At 38.4% G+C, this 20,153-nt stretch carries 17 protein-coding genes and 1 other RNA gene; 5 read left to right on the forward strand and 13 right to left on the reverse strand.

Going from position 1 to position 20,153, the window contains the following annotated elements:
* Nucleotides 1-84: 84 nt before the first annotated feature.
* From E4O07_RS12135 to E4O07_RS12160, 6 genes are all read right to left on the reverse strand, one after another.
* The gene (locus tag E4O07_RS12135; RefSeq protein WP_253686192.1) at nucleotides 85-1,146 is read right to left on the reverse strand and encodes a zinc-binding metallopeptidase family protein; all 1,062 of its coding nucleotides are present in this window, start codon (nucleotides 1,144-1,146) and stop codon (nucleotides 85-87) included.
* 13 nt (nucleotides 1,147-1,159) lie between these two features.
* Nucleotides 1,160-2,107, reverse strand: coding sequence for an ABC transporter ATP-binding protein (locus E4O07_RS12140; protein ID WP_253686194.1), 948 nt, complete (start codon nucleotides 2,105-2,107; stop codon nucleotides 1,160-1,162).
* On the reverse strand, nucleotides 2,104-3,132 hold the full coding sequence (locus E4O07_RS12145) for an ABC transporter ATP-binding protein (protein ID WP_253686196.1): 1,029 nt from the start codon (nucleotides 3,130-3,132) through the stop codon (nucleotides 2,104-2,106). The genes E4O07_RS12140 and E4O07_RS12145 overlap by 4 nt, the downstream gene beginning before the upstream one ends.
* 9 nt (nucleotides 3,133-3,141) lie before the next feature.
* A complete protein-coding gene (locus tag E4O07_RS12150) occupies nucleotides 3,142-4,023 on the reverse strand; it encodes an ABC transporter permease (RefSeq protein ID WP_253686198.1) in 882 nt (293 codons plus the stop codon).
* A gap of 17 nt (nucleotides 4,024-4,040) precedes the next feature.
* Nucleotides 4,041-4,958 (reverse strand): ABC transporter permease, encoded by a 918-nt coding sequence (locus E4O07_RS12155; protein WP_253686200.1) that lies wholly within the window; start codon nucleotides 4,956-4,958, stop codon nucleotides 4,041-4,043.
* 152 nt (nucleotides 4,959-5,110) lie between these two features.
* Complete coding sequence (locus E4O07_RS12160; RefSeq protein ID WP_253686202.1) at nucleotides 5,111-6,655, reverse strand: ABC transporter substrate-binding protein; 1,545 nt, start codon at nucleotides 6,653-6,655, stop codon at nucleotides 5,111-5,113.
* 386 nt (nucleotides 6,656-7,041) lie between these two features.
* Here E4O07_RS12160 and E4O07_RS12165 point away from each other — a divergent pair, with 386 nt between their 5' ends.
* The 3 genes from E4O07_RS12165 to ssrA all read left to right on the forward strand — a co-directional run bounded on the left by E4O07_RS12165 (nucleotide 7,042) and on the right by ssrA (nucleotide 9,161).
* Nucleotides 7,042-8,019 (forward strand): ABC transporter substrate-binding protein, encoded by a 978-nt coding sequence (locus tag E4O07_RS12165; protein WP_253686204.1) that lies wholly within the window; start codon nucleotides 7,042-7,044, stop codon nucleotides 8,017-8,019.
* A complete protein-coding gene (locus E4O07_RS12170; protein WP_253686206.1) occupies nucleotides 7,991-8,740 on the forward strand; it encodes an ABC transporter permease in 750 nt (249 codons plus the stop codon). Before E4O07_RS12165 ends, E4O07_RS12170 begins: the two co-directional genes overlap by 29 nt.
* 70 nt (nucleotides 8,741-8,810) lie before the next feature.
* Nucleotides 8,811-9,161: a transfer-messenger RNA gene (gene ssrA, locus E4O07_RS12175) on the forward strand.
* 6 nt (nucleotides 9,162-9,167) lie between these two features.
* On the opposite strand, the gene cobO is transcribed toward ssrA, so the two are convergent.
* The 4 genes from cobO to E4O07_RS12195 form a co-directional block, all read right to left on the reverse strand.
* On the reverse strand, nucleotides 9,168-9,683 hold the full coding sequence (gene cobO / locus E4O07_RS12180; RefSeq protein ID WP_253677668.1) for a cob(I)yrinic acid a,c-diamide adenosyltransferase: 516 nt from the start codon (nucleotides 9,681-9,683) through the stop codon (nucleotides 9,168-9,170).
* Between the two features lie 69 nt (nucleotides 9,684-9,752).
* A complete protein-coding gene (locus E4O07_RS12185) occupies nucleotides 9,753-11,039 on the reverse strand; it encodes an ArsB/NhaD family transporter (protein WP_253686208.1) in 1,287 nt (428 codons plus the stop codon).
* Nucleotides 11,040-11,109: 70 nt separating this feature from the next.
* Nucleotides 11,110-12,270 (reverse strand): glycerate kinase family protein, encoded by a 1,161-nt coding sequence (locus tag E4O07_RS12190; protein ID WP_253686210.1) that lies wholly within the window; start codon nucleotides 12,268-12,270, stop codon nucleotides 11,110-11,112.
* 33 nt (nucleotides 12,271-12,303) lie between these two features.
* Entirely contained in the window at nucleotides 12,304-13,659 is a 1,356-nt protein-coding gene (locus tag E4O07_RS12195) for a GntP family permease (protein ID WP_253686212.1), read from the reverse strand.
* A 185-nt stretch (nucleotides 13,660-13,844) separates the two neighbouring features.
* Between E4O07_RS12195 and E4O07_RS12200 the strand changes: the two genes are divergently transcribed.
* The gene (locus E4O07_RS12200; protein ID WP_253686214.1) at nucleotides 13,845-15,638 is read left to right on the forward strand and encodes a leucine-rich repeat domain-containing protein; all 1,794 of its coding nucleotides are present in this window, start codon (nucleotides 13,845-13,847) and stop codon (nucleotides 15,636-15,638) included.
* A 14-nt stretch (nucleotides 15,639-15,652) separates the two neighbouring features.
* Here the strand turns inward: E4O07_RS12200 and E4O07_RS12205 are convergent, their stop codons facing one another.
* Both E4O07_RS12205 and gltX read right to left on the reverse strand, forming a co-directional pair.
* On the reverse strand, nucleotides 15,653-16,717 hold the full coding sequence (locus tag E4O07_RS12205; protein WP_253686216.1) for an adenylate/guanylate cyclase domain-containing protein: 1,065 nt from the start codon (nucleotides 16,715-16,717) through the stop codon (nucleotides 15,653-15,655).
* Nucleotides 16,718-16,989: 272 nt separating this feature from the next.
* A complete protein-coding gene (gene gltX / locus E4O07_RS12210; protein WP_253686218.1) occupies nucleotides 16,990-18,510 on the reverse strand; it encodes a glutamate--tRNA ligase in 1,521 nt (506 codons plus the stop codon).
* 129 nt (nucleotides 18,511-18,639) lie between these two features.
* Between gltX and E4O07_RS12215 the strand changes: the two genes are divergently transcribed.
* Nucleotides 18,640-19,662 carry a hypothetical protein gene (locus E4O07_RS12215; protein WP_253686220.1) on the forward strand — a complete coding sequence of 341 codons (1,023 nt, stop codon included), beginning with the start codon at nucleotides 18,640-18,642 and terminating at the stop codon, nucleotides 19,660-19,662.
* Nucleotides 19,663-19,808: 146 nt separating this feature from the next.
* On the opposite strand, the gene E4O07_RS12220 is transcribed toward E4O07_RS12215, so the two are convergent.
* On the reverse strand, nucleotides 19,809-20,087 hold the full coding sequence (locus tag E4O07_RS12220) for a flagellar biosynthesis anti-sigma factor FlgM (protein ID WP_371921980.1): 279 nt from the start codon (nucleotides 20,085-20,087) through the stop codon (nucleotides 19,809-19,811).
* Nucleotides 20,088-20,153: the final 66 nt, after the last annotated feature.

A 20,153-nucleotide genomic window follows, 5' to 3' on the forward strand; every position in this document is an offset into this window, starting at 1 on the left:
AGAATTCTTTTAGGCAAATAAAGCAATTAAAAGCAGAATACAAAAAAAGCGCCGCCTAATTGGACGACGCTTTTTTTGTTTAATTTATTTTCCCTCTCTTAAAACATATGAAAGGCATAACTCTGCGGTGTTATAGATAGATTCAAAAAATGTTCTTTCAATACCGTGCGAGGTATAAACCGTCATACCGAAAGCGGCATGTTTTAAGTTATTGCCGTGTATAAAGGCACACATTCCATCTGTGCTATAGCGGTGGTAAAGTTCAACCGAATACGGAATATCTATCTCCTTTGCCATTTTAATCAGCTCGGTTGTTAAAGCTCTGTCATAGTTGAACAGCCTGTCGCCTGCTACAATGGAAACACTTCTTTCAGTGCCGCTGTTATCGGGCCCAATCACGCCTATATCAATTGCGGCGTATTCTCTAACCTCAGGCGGAACATAGGAGCCGCCGGCGTTTACTTCTTCGTAATAAGGGAAAGCAAAAAGAGTTCTGTATTTTGGTTTTTTGCCGGTCGTTTTTAAGTATTCTAAAACTGAAAGGGAGGCTGCAACAGCTGCCTTATTATCTAAAAAACGCGATCTTATTCTGCCGTTAGGCATGACTTCAAAATAGGGTTCGGGAGCAATCCAATCTCCGACTGAAATTCCTAATTCCTCAACATCTTCTTTTGAATCTAACTCTTCGTCCAATAAAAAACGCATATTAACATCAGTACGAGGCATATCCTTGGCATCATCAAAAACATGAACTGAGTGATGCTGTAAAGCGATGTATCCTGTATATTTTTTCATATCTCGGGTAAACAAATAGCACTTACTGTGCTCCAAACTATGATGGTTCAAGCCTCCTAATTCTTTTACCGAAAGCGAGCCGTCTTCGTTTATGCAACGAACCAAATAGCCTAACGTGTCCATATGTGATCCTACTAAAACCGTGCGGCTGTTATCTTTTCCTTCTGCTTCAATGTAAAAGCAGTGGCGCTCGTCTTCAAAACTTTTGAATCCCAAGCTATCGGCGTATTCCTTTAAAACGGGATTTCCCAACTCGTAAAATCCGACAGGGCTGGGTGTGTTGACAACTTTTTCCAGCGTTTCCAAAAGGTATTCTGCCTTAATTCGTTTTTTGTGTGCATCTAAAAACATAAATTTCTCCTTTTTAATATAAATGACAAGCAATAATATGTCCGGCCTCAATTTCCTTTAAGGTCGGCGAAACGGTCCAGCATTTTTCCGTAGCGTGCGGACATCGCACTGCAAATCGACAACCAGGCTTAGGATCAATCGGAGAGCTTATCTCTCCTTTTAACAAAATCCTCTCCGGTTTATTATGAATCCTAGGTACAGGTATAGCAGATAAAAGAGCCTTTGTATAGGGATGCAATGGATTCAAAAAAAGCTGCTCGGAAGAAGCCTTTTCCACGGCTTGTCCCAAATACATAACCATAATTTCATCAGAAAAATAATTAACTACCGATAAATCGTGAGTTATAAAAATATATGTCAGTCCTAATTTTTCTTGTAACTCTTGCAACAAATTTAAAATTTGAGCTTGAATCGATACATCAAGGGCAGAAACCGGCTCATCGCAAACGATGAATTTAGGATTTAAGGCAATTGCCCTTGCAACACCAATTCTTTGCCGCCTCCCACCGTCCAGCTCGTGCGGATAGGCATTAAATAAACGAGGCGACAAACCGACCGTATCCATTAGCTCTTTTACTCGCTCTTCAAATTCTTTTTTATTTTTACACGTTTTATGAATCTTCATTGGGTTGCCGATTAAAGAAGCTACAGTTCTTCGAGGATTTAGCGAGGCAAAAGGATCTTGAAAAATAATTTGCATTTTCTGCCGTAATTTTCTCATTTCGCCTGCGTTTAATTTTGCAATATCGGAATCTTCAAAGAATACCGAACCTGAAGTCGGTTCCAATAAACGCAAAATAGTCCTGCCCAACGTCGATTTACCACAGCCGGATTCACCTACAACTCCTAAGGTTTTTCCTTCATCTAAAGAAAAGTTTATATCATCAACAGCGTGCAGCATTCCCTTGGGCGTTTTAAAATATTTTTTTAAGTTTGAAACTTTTAAGATTTCCTTGCTCATTTTTCAGCCCTCCTTTTCATATCTGCCATCAACTTAAAATCAAAAAGATTTTTGTATGTATCCTCATATGCCAAGCAGGCAACATAGTGGCTGTCATTTAATTGAGAAAGAGATGGTAAGTTTGTTTCACATTCAGATTTTGCGTAGGGACAACGCGGAAAAAATGAGCAGCCTGCCGGCAAGTTTGTCGGATCAGGCATTAAGCCCTTAATTGGTCGTAGGGGTTCATGCCGATTTTCGACATCGGGTAAAGAATTAAATAAACCTTCCGTGTAAGGATGCTTAAAATTATCAAAAATATCTTCCAAGTTGCCCTTTTCCACAATTCTTCCGGCATACATAATTGCAACTTCGTCACATATATCAGCAACAACTCCAAGGTCGTGGGTAATCATTAAAAGAGAAGTTTTATAATCCTTGCGTAACCGCTTCATCAAATCGAGAACTTGAGCTTGAATTGTCACATCTAAAGCTGTGGTTGGCTCGTCGGCAATAAGAAGATGAGGATTACAGGCTAGAGCAATTGCAATAATAACTCGTTGTTTCATTCCGCCTGAAAATTGATGAGGATAATCACCTGCCCGTTTTGCGGAGATGCCAACCATTTCAAGCATCTTGCCTGCTTCGATTAAAGCCTCTTTTTTATTAAGATCTTGATGCTTAATAAAGCATTCCGCTATTTGATTTCCTACCTTCATAACAGGATTTAAGGATGTCATCGGATCTTGGAATATCATAGAGATTTGATTTCCGCGAAGTTTCCGCATTTCTTTTTCCGGTAAACTGAGCAGATCAACATCTTCTTGAATTATCTTTCCGCTGTCAACGGTACCGACAGGTTCCGGCAACAAGCCCATTATAGCCAAGGCGGTGGTAGTTTTTCCTGCACCTGTTTCACCCACCAATCCCAGCGTTTGCCCCGTTTTAAGTTGAAAGGTCAAATTATTTACAGCCTTGACTACAGCTGTATCTGTTTTGTAAGAAACCGATAAATTTTGTATATCTAAAGCTAATTTTTCTGTCATTACGATATCCTATTGTTTGAGTTTTGGGTCTAATGCGTCTCTAAGACCATCGCCTAATAAATTTATCGCCAAAGCCGTGATAGCTATTGCTAAACCTGGAAATACAATTAAATATCCCGAATTCTTAAAGTATTGTCTTCCATTGGAGAGCATTGCACCCCATTCGGGGGTTGGTGCTTGAACTCCCAATCCTATAAAACTCATTGACGAAATTGTAAGGATTGCACCTGCTAATGCAATTGAGTACTGAACTATGATGGGCGCCAAACTATTAGGTATAACTTCTTCAAAAATAATCCGCCAACTGCTTGCACCGTTCGCCTTAGCAGCTTCAATAAATTCGTAACTCTTTACAGATAAAACTGAAGCTCTCGCGATTCGAGCAAAGCGGGGCATTCCTGCAATTGCAATTGCTAATATAAGGTTTACGCTACTTGTTCCCAAGGCGGCTACAACCGTAATTGCTAAAAGCATATTAGGAACAGCTAAAAAAACGTCCATAATCCTCATTATAATTGAATCTACGATGCCTCCGAAATATCCTGCAATAGCGCCAAATAAAGACCCTATAAAAGTGCCAACAGTAATAGAAATTACAGCAACAATTAACGAAATTCTTGAACCATGAATTAACCGCGCTAAAACATCACGTCCAAATTCGTCTGTACCTAAATAGTGTTCTGATGACGGAGGTTGTAGCGTAGCATCGTAATTGGGTTTTATTGCCATTGTTTCATAATCGTATAATTGATCGGCAAAAATTGCCAATAAAACAATAAACATTACTATTACCATCCCGACAAGGGCGGTCTTGTTTTTTCTAAATCGACGCCAAGTTTCGGTAAATAAACTATTTTGCTTAGGTGGTAGTGTTTGAGTTTGTTTTTCCATAATCTAGACCTCTTTATTTAAGCTTTAATTCTCGGGTCGATAATACCATAAACCAAATCGACCAATAAATTTACAAAACTGAATGCAATACAAAAGCAGGTAATTGACCCCATAACTGCCGGTATATCTTTACCTTTAATTGCACTAATCATAAAACTGCCGACGCCCGGAAGAGAGAATACTGCTTCTATCACAACCGATCCTGCCATCATTGACCCAAACTGCAAACCTGCAATTGTAACTACAGGAATGAGAACATTTCTTATTTCGTGTTTATTTACTATTTCTCTTGGGGTTAGCCCCTTAGCTTTTGCTGTTCGCACAAAATCCGTGCGTACAACTTCCAGCATAGCAGACCGTGTCATTCGCATAATATTTGCGGCACAAGAAATTCCTACTGCAAAGCACGGCATAATAAACCCCTTAAAGCCTGATAGGCCCTGTGATGGTAACCAGCCCATTCTCAGAGAGAAAAACATAATCATCATTAATCCGAACCAAAATGACGGCATTGCAATACCAAGCATACCTAATACTGTAACAAATCCATCAATGAAGGAATATTGTTTTAAGGCTGAAATTGTTCCCAAGGGTATGCCGAATAACAGTGCTATCAGCATTCCGCCAAGGGCTAATTTTATGGTAATGGGGAATCGTTGGATAACCTCCCTAAAAACATCGCGATTATTAAAATAAGATCGACCTAAATCCCCTTTTAACATATTACCAACATATCGAAAATATCTAACAAAAAAAGGATCGTTAAGCCCTCTTTCAACTCTCCATCTGTCAATACTTTCTTGGGGAGCCATTTCTCCGAGAGCTAATCTAGCAGGATCGCCAGGAGATAAGTCCAAAACAAAAAAAATCAATAAGGTTACACCTAAAATAACCGGTACTAAAAGAATACACCGGTTTAGCACATACTTTAACATTTACATACTCCCATAAAAACTATAAAACCTAACCAACCGGTTTGCTGGAACTTTTTTAAGTACCGGTCGGTTAAGTACAAATCCAAGCAAACTTACAAAAGCTTTACACTTTTGTAAGTCGTTGTAAAAATTCAACAACTTTTCACAAGCAACTACTTGACAGTATGTAATTTATCGAAGTTATGCATATAAATACTGGATACATCAAAACCTTCAATATTTTTACGCATAGCTATAAAGCCCATATCCGAGCTAAAGCCTATAATAGCACATTCTTCTGCAACAACTTTGGCAATGTCCATGTAAGCTTGTAGTTTTTCATTATTGTCGTTGGTTGTAGAGCCTTTTTCTAAAAGTTCTTCTATCCTCGGATCCCAAAAACATGCGTAATTATATCCGCCAGCTGCAACTGTTGCCTTACTGAATAAGGGACGATATGTATTATCTGGCTCTGCATTTGCAGACCAGCCTGCAAACGAACTTTGATGTAATCCTTTGCCGATTCTTTCACTGTACATAGATCTTTCAACTTGATCTAATACCAATTCTATACCTACTTCACGGCAAGCCGCTTGTACAACCTGCAAAGCTCTAGCCTGAGATTCATTTCGGAGCGTACAAGTGAATTTAAATCCGTCCGGTTTTCCTCCTTCTTTTAATTTAGCTTTTGCTTTTTCAAGATCATACTCATATTTTTTTACATCAGGAGTGTAACCCAAGGCTGCAACACCTATACAAGAGTAATTAGGCACAGCATAACCGTTACTTTGAATTTTAATAATTGCATCTCGGTCAATACAGTGAGCAACAGCTTGTCTTAGAGCCTTATTATTAAAAGGCTCCTTTGTTACATTAAAAGCAATACCATTTAATGTTGTAGTAATATATTCTTCCATCTTCAAATTTGAATTAGCTTTAATATCTTTTACAGAGATAGTGGGTACATCTAGAAGAACATCAATTTCGCCAGCTTCAAGAGCTACCATTCGGGATGTTTCTTCGGGGATGACTTTGAAGATTAAACCTGGCGATTTTGCTTTTTCCCTCCAATAGTTTTCATTTCTTGCCAGCTCAAATTGACTGCCAAGAGTCCACGATTTAAAAGTAAAGGGGCCTGTACCGATTACTGTTTCTGAATTTTCCATTTGTTTTCCTGCAGCATCTAAGGGTTCGACAACTTTTTTGCACATAATTGAGCTGCCCATGTGAGATAGCGAAGAAATCAAGGCAGAAGACGGGGTTTTAAGATGAAGAACAACCTTTAATTTGTCTATAACTTCTATATCACCAACCATTGCAATTAGGTGACCAACCTTGCCTGATTTCTTTTGTCTGTCTAAAGAGAATTTAACATCTTCAGCTGTTAAAGGTTCTCCATTGCTAAAGGAAATTCCTTCTCGTAACGAAATTTCAAGCGTTTTGGGATCTTTGTAAACAAAATCCTTTGCAAGCCAATTTTCAAACTGCATTGTTTTATTGTTCAGTTTGACTAATGTTTCAAAAACATTTCTGGTAACACTTGCAGAAGAAACGTCATTGTGTAGATGCGGATCCAAAGAAGTTATATCAGATGTTTGGGCAATTACGATAAATCCGTCTACAGAGTCTTGATTTGCCTGCTCTGCATTATTACCTCCGCAGCTGATAAGACAAAAAACCATCGTAAAAATTAACAAAGTCGTTAATATCCTTTTCATTTTATACCTCCAGATACAATAAAATAAGTTCATAAAAGAACTAAAATTTAACTGAGAAAAAGGTAAGATAATTATCAATACATTTTTCTCAGTTAATTTATTTTAGCATAGATTTATAAATTTGGCAAGAAAAATTTTTTTTCTAAAAAAAATTAATATATTTTTACTCTGCAAATAAAGGAAATAGTGAATCGGATAAATAATTATCCTAAACGAATGTTTGGATATAAAACAGACAATCAAATGTATACATACATTTTAGATTTTTTTTTGCAATACCTCTTATAATTTATACTTTTTGATGCGGTTGCCTTAATCTCTTGACGTCAAAATGATATTTATAGTATTCTTGTATTGTCAACAATAATTGACAATTGGAGGAAAATATGAAAAAAATGTATTTAAAATTTTTTTTATTGTTTGTTTGTTTTGGTGTACTATTTGCAGGCGGAACCAAAGAGAAGTTGGAAAAGGATAATTTTAATGTAAAAGTTGTCATGCCGTCAGGAGCTCCTGCTGTGACTCTTTCAAAACTTGTGTATGAAAAGATGCAGTTTGATAATTCTAAAACTGAATATGAGGTTCTTTCCGGTCCTGAGCTCTTACAGGCAAGAGTTTTATCCGGTGAAGCCGATATTGCAATTGTGCCGACCAATCTTGCATCGGTTTTATATTCCAAACAAAAAAATATAAAATTATTGGCTCCCATTATTTGGGGAAATCTTTATGTGATAAGTTCCGAGACTATTTCTTCTGTTAGTGATTTAAAGGGAAAGACTCTTTATTCTTTTGGAAGGAATAATGCTCCCGATTTAACGGTTCGCGAAGTTCTGAAAAAGAATGGAATTGATCCTGATAAGGATGTGAGCTTTGAGTATGTAGCGGCCGCAAGCGATATTCCTCCGGCCTTTATAAGCGGAAAAGCTAAGTTTGCTGTTTCGGCAGAGCCCTCTCTCAGCATGATTATGACAAAAAAGCCCGGCACCAAGGTAATCGCCGATATTCAGGCAGAATGGAAAAAGTTTTTTGACGGAGCTTCGTATCCGCAAGCCTCTTTAATTGTTAATTCCGAATTTGCAAAAAAGCATCCTGAGTATGTAAAAGCTTTTTTGGATAAGGCTAAAGAGTCGTCTGAATGGGTAAATACAAACCCTCAAAAGGCTGCCGAGTACGCTTCTCAGATTGCAACATTGCCCCCGCCTCCTATTTTATCGAAGGCTATCCCAAAATTGAACATAGCTTTTGTTGAGGTTGAAAAAGCAAGACCCGCTGTAGAAGCTTATTTGAAGGTTTTAGCTGAAACAAATCCTAAATTTATAGGCGGAAGTTTGCCTGATGATGCTTTTTACTACAAGGCAAAATAAGTTTAAAATTTATAAAATAGGCGGAGTCTTTTTTTGTCTCATCCTTTGGGAGCTTTTTGCACAAATATTAAAGGCTCCGCTTATTGTTCCCCCTCTTAAAGAAATAGTAACTGCCTTTGTTCTTATTATAAAAACTCAGGAAACCTATGTTTTTATTTTAAGCTCGCTTATTAGGGTTTTTATAACATTGGCCGTCGATTCACTTATTGCCTTTGCATTCGGGATAATTTCCGGTTTAAATAAAAATATAGAAGACTTTTTGTCGGCTCCCGAAAGTATTTTAAAATCCAGCCCTACAATAGCCGTTTTGCTCTTAGCCCTTATTTGGTTTAAATCAAACATGACACCCATTTTTGTTGCAAGCTTGATAGTTCTCCCTATTTTGTATAGGAACATTGTGGACGGCGTGAAAAACATAGACAAGAATTTAATAGAAATGTCTTATGATTTTAATGTCCATTTCGGTAAAAGATTAAAAAGTTTATACCTGCCCTGTATCAGGCCTTTTTTAAAAAACGGTTATGTTTTAAGCACAGGCTTTGCCGTAAAGGTTGTTATAATGGCTGAGGTTTTGAGTCAGCCGAAATACGGCATCGGTTCCGCTTTTCAGACGGCTAAGGTTCAGCTTGAGACAGCTTCTATCTTTGCATGGACAGGGATAGCCGTTTTACTTGCAGCCCTTTTGCAAAGGGGAGTAAAAAAAGTTTTTCTGCACTATTAAAATTAGCTTTCTTTTCTATTTTTAGTATGCTTGACTTTTCCATATAAATATGGTAGATTACTCACAGCTTGGGGATGTTCCGGTTTCGACCGGAAAGACGGAGGCTTAAGCTGCAGGCGGAGTGCCGATCTCCTGATTCGGCAAACACTATAACTGCCGAAAATAACGACAGTTTCGATTACGCCTTAGCTGCATAATCGCGGAATCTGCTTTGCACTGCTCCGAGCGGGGCATGATTCCGACGCCAATCGGGGCTTGCTTTTTAGCGGTGTGCGGACGTTAAAAAGGACTTTTTCTGCACTAAGGATTCGACGCTTTCGGTGCTGCTACCGGATCCCGACAACTACCTCGCACCGATAAGCCTGTAGACGCTTCTGATTCCCTTTTCGGGACGGGGGTTCAATTCCCCCCATCTCCATCAGCGTTTTTAAGATTCAATACCGCGTCTTGCCTGTACACCGTCATTAAAGTAATGTTTTATCATCTTCATTTCCGTTACAAGGTCGGCGGCTTCAATTATCTTTTTGTTTGCATAGCGGCCTGTCAAGATGAGCTCGACCGTTTCGGGCTTGTTTTTGATGATGTGCAGGATGCGTTCAATGTCAAAAAGACCGTATAAAAGGGCAACATTGACCTCTTCCATGATTACGACATCGTAGTCGCCTGACATAATTATCTTTTCAATCTTATCCAAGCCTTCATTTGCCCTTTGGATATCCTTTTCTGTAGGATCATTATGAACAAAGTGAGCTTCTCCATATTGCTCTATTTCAAGATTGGGCAAATATTCGGGAGCTTTTAGCTCGCTGTAATTCATTCCCTTTAAAAACTGGCCTATATAAACCTTGTATCCGGCGCATACAGCTCTTAGGGCAAGTCCGAAAGCCGCTGTCGTTTTTCCCTTACCGTCTCCGGTATAAACTTGTACATAACCTTTTTTCATATTTTCCTCCAGAAAAATTAAGCAAATTCGGTATGTCTCAATTATACCGATTTTTTGTTAAAGATACAATTACACGCCGTAAAATAGCCATATGAGTATATAACCGATGACTACTGCAATTAATGTGTAGGGAACGCTCATCTTCATAAATTCACCGTTTTTTACCTGGTGGCCTTCATTTCTTAAAATACCTAGGGAAGCAATATTTGCAGATGCCCCAATAGGTGTTATGTTTCCTCCAAGCGTTGCTCCTGAAAGTAGACCGAAGAACAAAATAGGCGAAGCAACATTTAGTCCCTGTGAAAGGATTTCGATGATGGGTATCATTGCGGCAACATATGGAATATTATCTACAAAAGCCGAAATTAAAACAGAGCCCCATACGATGATTGTATAAATTAAAAATACATTTGAACCTAGAGTCAAAAACCAGTCGGCAATGGCTTGTATAACTCCGGCCTTTGTAACGGCTGCGATTACCGTAAAAAGCCCCATAAGCAAAAAGAGTGTTTCAAGGCTGAGTTCTTTTTTTACAACCTTTAAAATATCGAGTTTTTTTGTTTTTATGATATTGTAAAGAATACCGACAATCATAAGCCCTGTACAAATTAGGCCGTTTATTGTTTGCGGTTTTTTGTCCTCGGGCAAAAATGAGGCTCCTATCATAAGAACAACCATTACAAGAAGCAGCATTGAGGGGAAATAATCAGTTACTTTGGTAAGTTCAACCTTATCCGGCTTTTGGTTCGCCTTGCGGAAAATAAAGTAGATAATTCCGGTGGCTGCCACTGCTGCAATTTCAACAGCAAAGAAAAGAGAGGGTTTTCTCAAGTACCAGAAGAAGTCAAAGAAGGTCATGTTCAAATGGCTTCCCAAAAGAATTGAAGTTGTATCTCCTACCAAGGTCGCTGCACCTTGAAGGTTTGCCGAAATTGAAATAGCGATTATGGGCTTAACAGGTGACATATTCAGTTTTTTCGATAGGACAATTGCAATGGGAGCAAGCATAAGTACCGTAGCCACATTATCCATAAAAGCCGAAATAAAACCGGCGAAAAGGGATAGACATACTATTATCCATTTTACATTGGGTACGTTGTTTATGATTTTATCTGCAATGCGTTGAGGCATCTTAGATTCGGTAAAGAGGGCGACCAAGCCCATTGTTCCTGCAATCATTAAAATAACATTCCAATCTATTGCAAAAAAAACTTCATTATAGGGCAAAATTCCTAAAATAACAAAGATGAGGGCTGACGAGCAGGCAACTATGGGTCTGTAATTGGTCAAAGTAATCATCAAAACATAGGTTAGACCGAATAGTACAGCCGCTAAGATGAGGGGATTTGTAAGCATAGATTATATCTCCTAAAAGGAGAATTATTACACTAAATGAAGCTATTTGTCAACATATAGCAAATTTTTCTTACTGTTTTATTTTGATTAGACGCAAGATATCCTTCATTGTTGAACCCAAATCAGTCTCGGCTGTTTTTTGTGCCTGGCTGAAGGGAACAGCAAGGCGGTTTATGCTGAATACGGCAGAGACCCCCATATCATAAACAGGTTCTATTCCGCTTTCCGCATCGCCTACTACGGCTATGACAGGGACGTTTTTCTTTTTGGCTCTTTTGGCAACTCCTACAACGACCTTTCCTCTTAAGCTTTGACTGTCCAATTTTCCCTCTCCCGTAAAAACAAAGGAGGCTTCGTCGAGCTTTTTATCAAAATCAACCGTATCAAGAACAATCTCAATACCCATTTTTAATTCGGAACCTAAAAAGATTAGAGTGCCGTAGCCCATTCCTCCGGCCGCCCCTGCACCGGGAATTTCAGCAGCTTTGGAATAGGAATTAAGCGCTTCCGTTTTTTCTGCAATTAAGGCCAGGTGTTTAAGGCCTTGGTCAAGTTCTTCAACCATTTTAGGATCTGCACCTTTTTGAGGGCCGAAGATATAGGCGGCTCCGTTTTTACCGAAAAGAGGGTTATCTATATCGCACATGGTTGTAAACCTTGCTTTTTTTACAAGGGGGTTTAAGCCCGACATATCTATGCGCTCAATGTTTTTTAATGTTCCGCCTGTAGGAACAAAACTTTTGCCATCCTTGTCAAAAAACTTGACTCCCAAGGCTGCTGCCGCTCCGCAGCCCCCGTCGTTTGTGGCGCTTCCGCCCAAGCCGATTATAATATTTGTGCAGCCGTTTTCGAGAGCGTCGGCTATGAGTTCCCCTGCCCCGTAGGTTGTGGTAAGAGAAGGGTTGAGCCTCCCCATGGCAAGGGGGAGGCCTGCACAGGCGGCCATTTCAATTACGGCGGTTTTTTCGGCATTCGGATTCTCATTTTTTAAAATACCGTAAAAGCCGTCCATTTCTTCAAAAAAAGGATTTTTCACTTTAACCGTTTTTTTTATTCCGCCTGCGGCTTCTAAAAAAGCATCGACACTGCCCTCCCCTCCGTCAGCTACAGGGATTGAAAGAGTTTCTGCCTCAGGCAAAATCTCTTTTATCGCAGAGTTCATCAAAGTGCAGATTCGGGCCGAGCTCATTGTTCCCTTAAAGGAGTCGGGGATAAGCAGTATCTTTTTCATAATATTAACCTCTTTTTAATTAAATATCCTTTATTATAAAAAGAAGGATATGATAAATATGCCTATAATCGCGGCAATACCGATTACAAGGGTCATAAGAGTTTGAGTCTTGTATCCGTCCTCCGCCTTTAAACCGCCGAAGTTGGTAACTACCCAGAAATAACTGTCATTTGCATGGGAAACGGTCATCGATCCGGCTCCTATTGCCATAACGGTTAAGGCCGATAGAGGTACAGTCGCAAGCCCTAAGGGAGCCATAAGGGGAGCAAGGATACCGGCTGTAGTTGTAATTGCAACAGTCGAAGAGCCTTGTGCCGACTTTAAAATAGCAGCCAAGAGGAAGGGGAAGAAGATGCCTACTGTCTTTAAAACTGCAGCGTGTTCGGTAATATAAGTTACAAGACTGGAAGCGGCTATAACCTTTCCTAAAACACCGCCTGCAGCAGTTACAAAGAGGATGGGACCTACAACCTTTAAGGTTTCATTTGTGAGGGTAGAAAAATCCTCTGCTCTTTTTTGACTTGCAAAGAGCACAACTCCGAATAGAAGTCCGACTGCTAAGGCTATAATCGGAGCGCCGAGAAATTTTAAAATATCGGCACCTATACCGGTCATCTTTGCCATAGAAGCAACCGAAGAAAGAGCCATGAGGAGAATGGGCACAACAATAGGTGCTATGGCGCTAAAACCGTTCGGAAGGGTTCCGTAACTTGCAACCAATTCTTCATAGGATTGAGAAACTTCATTTGTAGAACTGTCATCCGAGGCCTTTACCTTAGTTCCTATATATCTTGCAAAAAAATAACCTGCAATGAGGGGGAAGATAGAAGCCAAGGCTCCCATACCGATTACTAAAAGCAGATTGTTTCCTATGCCTAGAGTATTTGCGGCTGCAATCGGCCCCGGTGTAGGCGGAATAAATACGTGGGAAATATACAAACCTGCCGATAAGGTCACGGTCATGGCAACGCTTGAAATCCTTGTTCTTTGTACAAGGGCTTTTCTTATCGGGTTTAGAATAACAAAGCCGCTGTCGCAAAATACGGGGATTGAAACTATCCAACCCATGATAAGCATGGCAAGCTCAGGATGCTTTTTACCTACAAGCTTGATAACCATATCTGAGAGCTTTAAGGCTGCTCCTGTTTTTTCAAGGATTGTTCCGATTAGGGCTCCGAGAATAATAACAATACCGATACTTGTAAAAGTTCCGCTAAAACCGGCTCCGATTATGCCGGGAATCTTTACCAAGGGGATTCCTGCAGCCAGAGCCAAAAGAAGCGAAACGCCCATAATCGATAAAAAGGGATGAATTTTCAGCTTTGAAATAGCGAAAATCATAAGAGCAATAGCAATAACAAATGTGATAATAAGTGCTATACCTTGCATATAAACCTCCTAAGCATTTACATAAATGCAAGAAGGATTATATCATAGAAATGTTTATAATGCAAATTTAAAAGAGATTATTATTTTTCTTCTAGCTTTCAACTTGGGTGACCCTTGACATCATTTTGAAAAAAAGTCATCATAGCCTTAGCGTATTTGATAATTTTAATGAGAGGTTTTGTTTTATGGATATTAAAAAACTAAAGAAGACTATAATTTTTATAAGTTTTATTCTTTTTGCTGCAGCTTGTTCGGATAATAAGCCGGAAAAAGAGCAAGATATAAAAACTGCCGATAACAAAAACGATAAAGAAGAAGCATCGATCAATTTACCGAATACGGAATCTATAAGTTTGACTACAGCAAAATCAAAGGGAGAAAAAATACGACTCAAAGTTGAAAGATTTGTCGATAATCGTGAACTTATATGGATTGATTTAAACGGAAATAAACAAATAGATGAAAAAGAAGATATAACTTCATTTGTTACTCCCGGTATGTCCGCTTATCGTGATTATGTTATTGATAGTGATACTATAACTATATACGGTAAAATAAATAGATTTTTTTGTGATGGAAACCGTATCACAAGCATTGATTTGGGTAATAATCCCTCATTAACAAGCCTTTCATGTTTTGACAACAATCTTACAGACTTGCAGCTTACAAATAACAGAAATCTTGTATATTTGTCTTGTTTTAAAAATCGTTTAACCGATATAGACCTTGGCCAAAATTTCGATTTGAAAAAAATTTTTTGTTATGAAAATCAAATTACGGAACTGGATGTTTCGCATATCACAGGATTAGTACATTTAGAACTGCAAAATAACAAATTAGACTCTCTCGACGTGTCCAAAAATACCTCTCTTACAACATTATATTGTCATGACAATGAGCTGACATATTTGAATACAGACAATTGCAGAGATTTAAAATTTCTCGCTTGTTCAGGTAATGCTCTTACTTCTATAGATATCAGCTCAAGTCCTCTTTTAAAGAAATTATGGTGCGGTAATAATAAGCTTGAAAATCTCGACTTGTCGAAAAATGTTAATATAAGTTTTCTTGGAGCCGGTGATAATTTATTATCCGAATTGGATATAAGCAAAAATTTAAGACTTAGAGAGTTTTATTGTTATAAAAATAATCTATCTTCTTTATCTTTAGATAGACATGAAACACTTGAAATATTATCTTGTTACGGGAATCCGCTAAATTCTTTGGATATTACTAATCTTACTGAATTGCAAGAATGTTATTGTTCCAATACAAATATAAGTGAACTGGATGTATCAAAAAATAGTAAGTTGATAACATTGTCTTGCAATGAAAACAATATATCTCAAATAAATTGCTCCAATCTTAAAAACCTTGAGTATCTTTATTTATCCGAAAACCGGCTTACATCTTTGGATATAACGCAAAATTTAAATCTTACAGAGCTTGGCTGTAAAACGAATATGTTGACAGAATTGAATATAAGCAGCAATAGAAAATTAAAAGAATTATATTGCCAAGATAATAAACTAAAAGCCCTTAATACGTCTAATAATACAAAATTAAATACTTTATATTGTCATGAAAATGAAATCGGTAATCTGGATCTTACAAAAAATCCGGAGTTGGAGTTTTTGTCTGTAAACGATAACCGGTTGCAATTTTTGAATTTACGAAATAATTCAAAGTTGCAAAAGTTATGGTGTTATAATAACTTACTTATAGGTCTTAGTTTTCTAAACAATAAAAGTATAAAATACATATCCTGCTACAATAATCTGATAAAAGAAAAAGAGATGGAAAGACTGATATTCTCTTTGCCCTCCCGTTCAAGTGATGATATGGGAAAGCTATATGTTGTTGATCGGCGTGATAATAGTACAGATAATAATATCTGTACTATTATTCAGGTTAACAATGCAAAGAAAAAAAATTGGAATGTATTAAAATCCACCGGCGATGCGTTTGATGGCCATTAAGAATTTTATAAATCTTAGCCTTCAACCTTTATATGATAAATAGTCGCTTCTTCTTTCATTCCCTTAAAAGTTATGCGTTGGCGCTGGACCTTGTTTGTAACGGCTGCTATGGATTTTTGTATTTCTTTATCCTCAAAAAGCTTTTCCGAAATTACTACTTCATTCGGTAGAGCTGCATTTTGAATACGGGCGGCCATGTTGACGCTTGTGCCGAAGTAGTCCAAGCGGTTATTCAAGGTAACGACCAGAGCCGGGCCTGAGTGAATGCCTATTTTTACTTCAATTCTTTCAATTTCGGGATTGTTTTTATAGTGCTCGTGCAATTCTTTTTGTACCTCAATGCTTGCATCGACTGCATTTTTAGAGTTCATAAAAACACCCATAATCGCATCGCCTATTGTTTTTACAGGAACACCATTAAATCTTTTTATTACATCAAATAGAATTCTAAAGTGATCCCTGACAAGGGCAAAGGCCTTTGCATCTCCTAATTCCGAATACATAAAGGTCGAACCTTTTATGTCTGTAAACAGGATTGCCGTTTTCATTATTTGAAGGGATTGTTCGGCTATCAAAACATCCGAGCCCATGAGTTCTCTGTAAAGGTTATTTTGAATTAAATCGATTCCCTTTATGGAATTAGTCTTTTTCCATGTGAGGTAATTCCCGGTGTTTACGTCGTTTTCTATTTTTGCAAGATAGGTTTCCTTCAATGAAGGCTCCAAGGGTATTATATTCGGATGAATGGAGAAGAAAACCTCAATATTGTCGTCTAAGGTATTGTTAAAGGTCTTTTGACAAGCAGAGCAGTAGTTTTCCGAAACTGCTTCATGGATTGAAAGGGTTTCATGGGCAACTCCTCCGCAGGTCGGACAGTGATAGATCCAGTCGATTATAAAAAAACCGTCATATACGCCTTGGATAAAAATATTTAAGGCCAGTTCTTTGTTTAAACTTAATTCCTCTGCAAGACCGTACGCATCAATATGAAATAATTTTTCGTCTTGCAGTGCCGATAAGGATGCAGCAATTTTATCTGCAGCTTCTTGATTTTGTTTGTACTGTAAATTTAAATTCATAATTAACTCCGATAAAAACTTTTTGCAGCAAATATCAATTTGCGAAAAAAGTTTTTTCAAGTGTGTGCCGGAAAGCACACACATATAATAATGCGATGTTTTGTACCACAGGCACAAAACTCGAAGATAAACATTGAGGCTGAATTTCTGCCGAAATGTTTATCATAACTCCGATAGTTCAACATAAAGAGAATAAAACCGTTACATGTTTAGTATAAAAATAAAGGCTAATCTTTTATATTTAAAAGATCAGCCTTTTAATATCTTAAAATTTAAAAGCGTTCCGCTATAGCTTTTTCTATGCGCTTAACGGCTTTTTCGATTCCCAATATTTGGATTGAACCTACAAGGGGCGGGCTTATTCTGCTGCCGGTAACTGTCATTCTGACAGGCATCATAAAGTCTCCCATCTTAATACCCATAGCATCTGCTTCTGCTCTAAAGACTTCACCGCCTTCATGGTCGTCAAGACCTTTGATTTTAGGCATTACTTCTATGGCTTTTTGAAGTACTTTCTTGGTAGTCTCAGAATCGAGCTTTTTGGGGATTATTTCCTCAGCCGGAGGAACAGGCGGTTCTTCAAAAAGGAAGCGAACCATTTCGGTTATTTCGCTCAAAAGGTGAAGTCTTTCTTTTACCAAGGGCATTACCTTCATTAAGACTTCTTTTTGCTCTTGAGTCGGCTTTAGATAGGTTTGATTTTCAAAACGGCAGCCGGCATTTTTTAATTGCTCTTCGTCTGTTTTTCCGAAAAGGCCCGAATTTGCAATATAGGGCCATGTAAGCTCAAAAAGCTCCTCATCGGTTTTTTCCCTCATGTACTGGCCGTTAAACCATTCCAGTTTTTTATAATCGAATACGGCCGGGGCCTTGTTCAAGTGTTTTACGTCGAAAAGTCTTTCCAAGTCTGAAAGGCTGTACATATCCCTTCCGTCTTCGTAAGAACAGCCGAGCATAGCTACATAGTTGATAATTGCTTCTTTTAAGTAGCCCTTGTTTCTGAATTCGTTGCAGCTGGTGGCTCCGTGACGCTTTGAAAGTTTTTGCCCGTCATTTCCCATAACCATGGGGAGATGGCAGAACTGAGGCGGATCCCAGCCGAAGGCCTTGTACATAATCACGTGCATGGGGGTTGAAGGAAGCCATTCTTGGGCACGCATAACATGGGTTATGCCCATCAGGTGGTCATCCACTATGTTTGCTAAGTGATAGGTGGGAAACCCGTCGCTTTTCAAAAGGATTTGGTCGGGGTTTATGTCTTCATTTTTCCATTCAATGTCCCCTAAGAGGGCATCGGTAAATTTTGTGCTGCCTTCAAGCGGAACCTTTAGGCGGATAACGTAGGGAACCCCTTCTTCCATTTTAGCCTTAATTTCTTCATCGGTTAAATTGCGGCAAGCCCTATCGTAGCCCGGAGGCATCTTGTTCATGGTTTGGATTTTACGGATTCTGTCGAGCCTTTCCGAATCGCAAAAGCAATAGTAGGCAAAGCCCTTATCTACAAGTTCTTGGGCATATTTGCGGTAGATTTCAAATCTTTGCGACTGAATATATGGAGCGCAGGGGCCGCCCTTTGGGCCGCCTTCATCCCATTCAAGGCCGAGCCATTCAAGGGTATCATAAAGGTTCTGTTCATATTCCTCGCTGTATCTTGTTCTATCGGTATCTTCAATACGTAAAACGAATTTTCCGCCCTTTGAGCGGGCAAAAAGATAATTGAACAAGGCTGTACGGACTCCGCCTATGTGCTGAAAGCCTGTAGGAGAGGGAGCATATCTGACTTTAACTTGCATAGTTACAAAACCTCCTAAAACTGTTATAGATAATGTCAAGTTTATTAAGGGACTCATTATACATTTTTTTAGGCTTAGGTGCAAGGCTTGAATTAAAGCTTATTTTTTTTAAGCCGATAAGAGGTATTAATGAAGACTTCTCTTATTAAATTTGCCGTTAGGTTAGTGTTTTTTTTATTTTGTGTTTCAGCCGTTTTTTCCGAATCCGGAGATATAAAGCAAAATATTCCGGCTGCTTCGATGCCCCCTAAGTGGGATCCATTGTTTCCTGCAGCCTTGTGGGTAAAAAATGCCCCAATCAACCAAGAAGCCGTCATTCATACGGTAAAAACAAAAGAAGAAATGGAAGCTTCTCTTAAATTTGACGAATCAAAACTGCAATCTGTTTTATTAAATAACGATATTTTTGCCCTATATGGAAAACCCGGGGCATACACAATGGGAATTTTAGGCCGATATACCCCCGAAGCCATTGAGCCGATTATGAATGAATTTGCTGCAACCTATGACGAAGCAAATAAGGAAAGAGGAATTATACCTGCTTTTTATTTAATTTACGGAACATGCTGGCCTGAAGGCGAGATCGGCCTTTTACGCTTATCCACCGTAAAAAAATATATAGAATTTGCTGCCGAAAGGGGCTGGTATGTATTTATTGACCACCAAATCGGGAAATATACGGTAGAACAGGCTATGAATACAATCTTACCCTTTTTGAAGTACCCAAACGTTCATCTTGCCTTGGATCCTGAGTGGCGTACAACGCAGCCGATGAAGGTTATCGGTTCCGTTACAGGTGATGAGATAAATAAGGCCCAAGAGATGATGGATAAATACATAAAGGAAAATAATATTACAGGCAGAAGGATGCTTGTAATTCATCAGTTTAATTCTATAATGATTAAAAAAAGAGCTAATGTAAGAAGCGATTATGAAAGAGTTCAGCTTATCCACTGTGCAGACGGCTTCGGCTCTCCACAATTAAAGAAGGACTCTTATGCCTATAATGCTCTGGCAAAAAACATTCCGCTTAAGTCGTTTAAGCTTTTTTCAAAACCGACTGTTGCCGGTGCAGGTTATGACCAGCCTATGATGAGCCCTGAAGAGGTCTTTAATTTAAATCCTCGTCCATATCTGATAATGTATCAATAAAAAAAGCTGTCAAAAATTAAGAAAATTAAATAAAAAAGGCTGTAAGCTCACAAAGAGATACAGCCTTTTTTGTTTTAAAGATGATATTGAAACCATGATGCCGGCTTAGCATGGTCATCCATGCCTTTATCAATAAATTATTTTAACTAAAATCCTAAAGAGTCTAAAATTTTATCTGCTGTTTGATCCAAAATACTGTCTATATATGAAGGATCTTGAAATTTTCTGGTAACTTCTTCTATTTTTTCTTTTCGGATGTCCGGGGCAGCCTTTACCGCATCCATTGCAAAATAAATTTCCGATAATTTTTGAGCCTCAGGAGACACTTGTACCGAATCGGAAATTTCTACCTTTTCCATTCTTCTGGGTTTTTGAGTGTTTTGTAAATTCTTGATCGGATCAATTCCGCCCAATTTTTCTATCATCATGTTTTCCTGCCTTCCTAACCGATTATCGGTTAATCTTAATCAAAAGTTAAGGTTTTATTTTTA

The organism is Treponema sp. OMZ 798 (assembly GCF_024181385.1).
Taxonomy (GTDB): domain Bacteria; phylum Spirochaetota; class Spirochaetia; order Treponematales; family Treponemataceae; genus Treponema_B.

Coding starts and splice junctions, on each gene's coding strand:
- E4O07_RS12135 (WP_253686192.1), bottom strand. CDS start 1,146: ATGTTTTTAGATGCACACAAAAAACGAATTAAGGCAGAATACCTTTTG.
- E4O07_RS12140 (WP_253686194.1), bottom strand. CDS start 2,107: ATGAGCAAGGAAATCTTAAAAGTTTCAAACTTAAAAAAATATTTTAAA.
- E4O07_RS12145 (WP_253686196.1), bottom strand. CDS start 3,132: ATGACAGAAAAATTAGCTTTAGATATACAAAATTTATCGGTTTCTTAC.
- E4O07_RS12150 (WP_253686198.1), bottom strand. CDS start 4,023: ATGGAAAAACAAACTCAAACACTACCACCTAAGCAAAATAGTTTATTT.
- E4O07_RS12155 (WP_253686200.1), bottom strand. CDS start 4,958: ATGTTAAAGTATGTGCTAAACCGGTGTATTCTTTTAGTACCGGTTATT.
- E4O07_RS12160 (WP_253686202.1), bottom strand. CDS start 6,655: ATGAAAAGGATATTAACGACTTTGTTAATTTTTACGATGGTTTTTTGT.
- E4O07_RS12165 (WP_253686204.1), top strand. CDS start 7,042: ATGAAAAAAATGTATTTAAAATTTTTTTTATTGTTTGTTTGTTTTGGT.
- E4O07_RS12170 (WP_253686206.1), top strand. CDS start 7,991: ATGATGCTTTTTACTACAAGGCAAAATAAGTTTAAAATTTATAAAATA.
- cobO (WP_253677668.1), bottom strand. CDS start 9,683: ATGAAAAAAGGTTATGTACAAGTTTATACCGGAGACGGTAAGGGAAAA.
- E4O07_RS12185 (WP_253686208.1), bottom strand. CDS start 11,039: ATGCTTACAAATCCCCTCATCTTAGCGGCTGTACTATTCGGTCTAACC.
- E4O07_RS12190 (WP_253686210.1), bottom strand. CDS start 12,270: ATGAAAAAGATACTGCTTATCCCCGACTCCTTTAAGGGAACAATGAGC.
- E4O07_RS12195 (WP_253686212.1), bottom strand. CDS start 13,659: ATGCAAGGTATAGCACTTATTATCACATTTGTTATTGCTATTGCTCTT.
- E4O07_RS12200 (WP_253686214.1), top strand. CDS start 13,845: ATGGATATTAAAAAACTAAAGAAGACTATAATTTTTATAAGTTTTATT.
- E4O07_RS12205 (WP_253686216.1), bottom strand. CDS start 16,717: ATGAATTTAAATTTACAGTACAAACAAAATCAAGAAGCTGCAGATAAA.
- gltX (WP_253686218.1), bottom strand. CDS start 18,510: ATGCAAGTTAAAGTCAGATATGCTCCCTCTCCTACAGGCTTTCAGCAC.
- E4O07_RS12215 (WP_253686220.1), top strand. CDS start 18,640: ATGAAGACTTCTCTTATTAAATTTGCCGTTAGGTTAGTGTTTTTTTTA.
- E4O07_RS12220 (WP_371921980.1), bottom strand. CDS start 20,087: ATGATAGAAAAATTGGGCGGAATTGATCCGATCAAGAATTTACAAAAC.